The organism is Roseomonas rosulenta (genome assembly GCF_016106005.1).
Classification (GTDB): Bacteria; Pseudomonadota; Alphaproteobacteria; order Acetobacterales; family Acetobacteraceae; genus Neoroseomonas; species Neoroseomonas rosulenta.
The window spans coordinates 1-4219 of the sequence record NZ_JACADR010000336.1 but is presented as its reverse complement, the minus strand read 5'-3'; the positions used below and the strand labels follow the sequence as shown (position 1 = coordinate 4219).

Below are 4219 nucleotides of genomic sequence, written 5' to 3'. Positions count from 1 at the left end.
CGGGAGCCAGCGCGCTGCGTTCGAACACCGCGGCGGGCTCGGTGGCACCGCTTGCGGGGTCTGTCACGTCGCGGTGGCCGGCGGGCGCGGGGGCGGGCCGCGGCGGCGGGTCGGGCACCGGCGCGGGCAGGGCGCGCGCGGCTGAGAGCGCGAGCGCGAAGGTCATCGCCTCGACCTCGAGGCGCGGGATGACGCGGCCGAACAGCGCGGTGTAGGCGGCCTCGAACCCCGCTCGCAGCGTGGCGGCGTCGTCGCTGCGAAGCGCGCGGGCGGGCAGTGCGACCGCGATCTCGTGGCCCTGGCCGCGATAGCGCATGAAGCCGGTGCGGCTTTCGGTCAGCGGTGCATCGGGCACGCCCATGCGCACCACCGCCTCGGCCTCGGCGCGCATCTCCGCAAACAGCGTGTTCAGCATCGCGGCGTCGAAGGCGTCGAGGCGCATGTGCCGGCTGCGCACCACCTCATAGGCGATGGGCGCGCGCAGGAAGCCATGGGCGGACCCGACCCCGGCGCCGACCGGCACCACCACGCGCGCGATGCCGAGCTTCTGCGCGAGGCGCGCGGCGTGCAGCGGCGCGGCGCCGCCGAAGGCGATCATCGCGCGCCCGGCGGTGTCCTTGCCGTTCTCCACTGCATGGACGCGGGCGGCATTGGCCATGGTCTCGTCCACGATCTCGGCGATGCCGACCGCGCCCTGCGTCGCCGCCATGCCGAGCGGCGCGGCGATGGCGCCGCCCACTGCCGCCGCCGCGCGCGCGACATCGAGCGCGATCGACCCGCCCGCGAAGCGCGACGGGTCGAGCCGTCCCAGTGCGGCATCGGCATCCGTCACCGTGGGCTGCGCCCCGCCGCGCCCGTAGCAGGCCGGGCCGGGCACGGAGCCTGCGCTGTCCGGCCCGACCAGGATGCGCCCCAGCGCATCGACCCGCGCGATGGAGCCCCCGCCGGCGCCGATCTCGACCAGCTCGATCACCGGAATGCGCACCGGCAGGCCGCTGCCCTGGATGAAGCGATAGGCGCGCGCCACCTCGAAGGACCGGCTGCGCTGGAAATCCAGGTCGTCGATCAGCGTGAGCTTCGCCGTGGTGCCGCCCATGTCGAAGGCGAGCACTTCGCGCAGCCCGTTCTCCGCCGCCACCGCCTGCGCCAGGATCGCGCCCCCGGCCGGCCCGCTCTCCACCAGGCGCACGGGGAAGCGCCGCGCCGTCTCGACCGTGGTGACGCCGCCCGAGGACATCATCAGCAGCAGCGGGCAGGCGATGCCGGCGTCGCGCAGGCCCTGCTCCAGCGCCGCCAGGTAGCGGCCCATCAGCGGCAGCACATAGGCATTGGCGATGGTGGTGCTGGCGCGTTCGTATTCGCGGATCTCGGGCGCGACCTCGGAGGAGATCGTGATGGCGGCATCCGGCATCTCCTCCGCCAGGATGGCGGCGGCGCGGCGTTCATGCGCCGGGTTGGTGAAGGAATGCAGGAAGCACACGGCGAAGGCCGCGATGCCGCGTGCGCGCAGCGTGCCGGCGGTGGCGCGCAGCGCGGCCTCATTCAGCGGCAGCAGCACCGATCCATCGGCGGCCATGCGTTCCGGCACGCCGAGGCGCAGGTCGCGCGGCACCAGGGGTTCGGGGCGCTGCATCGACAGGTCGTACTGCTCGAAGCGGTGCTCGTAGGCCATCTCGACGGAATCGCGGAAGCCCTCGGTGGTCAGCAGCGCGGTGGGCGCGCCCTTGCGCTCGATCAGCGCATTGGTCGCGAGCGTGGTGCCGTGCACCACCAGCCCCACATCGCCGGGCGCGCAGCCGGCGGCCGCCAGGATGGTGCGCGCGCCCTCCAGCACGGCGCGCTCCGGCGCCTCGGGCGTGGTGAGCAGCTTCATCTCCCGCGTGCCGCGCGGCGTCTCCAGCACCAGGTCCGTGAAGGTGCCGCCGATATCGACGGCCAGGCGTGAGTCACCCATCGATGCGAATGTTCCCCCTGCGCACCACGCCTTCCCAGCGCGCGGAATCGGCGCGCAGGAAGGCGGCGTAGTCGTCCAGTTCCATCACCGCCGGATGCAGGCCGGCCTCGTCGAAGCGCCGGACATTCGCCGGGTCGCGCATCACCTTCACGACCGCGGCGTGCAGCGAACGCAGGATGTCGGGCGGCGTGCCGGGGGGCGCGGCCAGGCCGTACCAGTTCTCGCTCTCGTAGCCGGGCACGCCCTCGGCCACCGCGGGTGCGTCGGGCAGCAGCGGCCAGCGCTGCGGGGATGTCACGGCGATGGCGCGCGCGCCGCCGGAGTTGATCAGCGCGAGCGTCGCCGGGTCGCCGAAATAGACATCCACCACCCGCGCCGCGAGGTCGTTCAGCGCCGGCCCGGTGCCGCGATAGGGCACGTGCAGCATGCGCAGCCCGGCCATCTGGTTGAAAAGCTCACCCGTCAGGTGCTGGCTGGTGCCCGCGCCGCCCGAGGCGTAGCGCAGCTCATGCCGCCTTGCGAGATCGAGGAACTCCGGCAGCGTGCGCGCCGGCAGGTCGGTGCGCACCGCGACGATGAAGGGCATGCGCACCAGTCGTGTGATATGCGCGAGGCCGAGCGCATCATAGGGCAGCGCGCGCAGATGCGGCCCGGCGGTGATGGTGCCCGCGCCGGTCAGCGACAGCGTGGTGCCGTCGGGCGCGGCGCGGCTCATCGCCTCGACGCCGATCACGCCACCGGCGCCGCCGCGGTTCTCCACCACCACGGTCTGGCCCAGTTCGCGCGACAGCGGATCGGCCAGCAGGCGCGCCGTAAGGTCCACGCCGCCGCCGGGCGGGAAGGGCGCGATCAGGCGGATCGGGCGCGCGGGCGGGGCGGACTGCGCGCCCGCGATGCAGGGCGTGGCGAGGATGGCGGCAACGAGGCCGCGGCGGCGGATGCGCATCCCGGGTCCTCCGGCTGACGGCGCAGGATGACCCCGCCCGTGCGGCGGCGAAAGCCCCCGCGGCGCATTGACAGGGCGTGGGCGCGGTTTCAGCCTTCCTTCGATGGATCGCGCCGCGACATCCGGGCGGCGGCACATGTCTTGCTGAACTTCGGCGTCACGCGCACGCCGACGACATCGTCATGCAGCATCATCGCAACCGGGGCGCAGACCCCGGCCGGCCCGCAACAAGGAGACTTCCGATGCATCGTCCCGGTTCCTTCCGCGCCGCGCTCGCCGTCGCACTCGGCCTCGTCGCACCTGCCGCGCTCGCGCAGCCGGCCGCCCTGCCGGCCGGTCCGCCGGTGCGCATCGTCGCGGTGACGCAGCCGCTGCCGACGCAGCCCCAGTACACGCGCGTGGACCAGCCCATCCTGCGCGACGCCACGGCGCAGCGCAGCAACGGGCGCATCCAGGTGACGCTCGCCACCCACGCCGAGCGCAACCTCGCGGGCAACGAGATCGTGCGGCTGGTGCGGTCGGGGCAGGTCGAGATCGGTGCCGGCACGCTGACCACGCTGTCGGGCGACGTGCCGATCCTCGATGGCGTGGACCTCGCGGGCCTTGCGCCCGACATCGCCGATGCGAAGCGCATGGCGGAGGCGATCATTCCCGCCGCCAACCGCGACCTCGAGCGTTTCGGCACGCGGCTGGTCGCTCTCTATCCCTTCCCGGCGCAGGTGGTGTTCTGCCGCGCGCCCTTCACCAGCCTCGCGGACCTGCGCGGGCGCCGCGTGCGCACCTTCGGCAACTCGCTGGTGGACTACTTCACCGCGCTCGGCGCGCAGCCGGTCAGCATCGGCTTCCCGGAAGTCTATTCGGCGCTGGAACGCGGCGTGGTGGATTGCGCCATCACCGGGTCGGGCTCGGGTGCCGCGGCGCGCTGGCCGGAGGTGACGACGCATATCTCGAACCTGCCGGTCTCCTGGGCGGTGGCGGGGTATCTCGTCAACCTCGCCTGGTGGAACCGGCTCGACCCGCAGGTGCGCGCCTTCATGGAGGCGACCATGAAGGAGGTGTCGGACGCGCAATGGGCGCTGGGCGCGGCGGCCACGCGCGACGGCATCGACTGCAATATCGGCCGCGCCGCCGAGTGCCGCATCCACAACGTTGCCGCCCGGCCGATGACCGAGGTGCCGGCCACAGATGCCGATCGCGCCGAGACGCAGCGCATCTTCCGCGAGGTGGTGCTGCCCGGCTGGGTGCGCCGCTGCGGCGCGCGCTGCGGGGAGATCTACAACGAGGTGATCGCGCCCATCTCCGGCGTGCGCTTCGGCGGG

The 4219-nt window shown here is 73.5% G+C and carries 3 protein-coding genes; 1 reads left to right on the top strand and 2 read right to left on the bottom strand.

Annotated elements, in window-relative coordinates; genetic code table 11:
• Positions 1–1954 (bottom strand): hydantoinase/oxoprolinase family protein (locus HW578_RS23575; protein WP_198373149.1); only part of this gene is annotated, 1954 nt, incomplete at its 3' end.
• Positions 1947–2900, bottom strand: a complete 954-nt coding sequence (locus HW578_RS23570; RefSeq protein ID WP_198373148.1) for a Bug family tripartite tricarboxylate transporter substrate binding protein — start codon at positions 2898–2900, stop codon at positions 1947–1949. The genes HW578_RS23575 and HW578_RS23570, both read right to left, overlap by 8 nt.
• Positions 2901–3142: 242 nt before the next feature.
• On the opposite strand from HW578_RS23570, the gene HW578_RS23565 reads away from it, so the two are divergent.
• Positions 3143–4219 (top strand): TRAP transporter substrate-binding protein (locus tag HW578_RS23565; RefSeq protein ID WP_198373147.1); only part of this gene is annotated, 1077 nt, incomplete at its 3' end.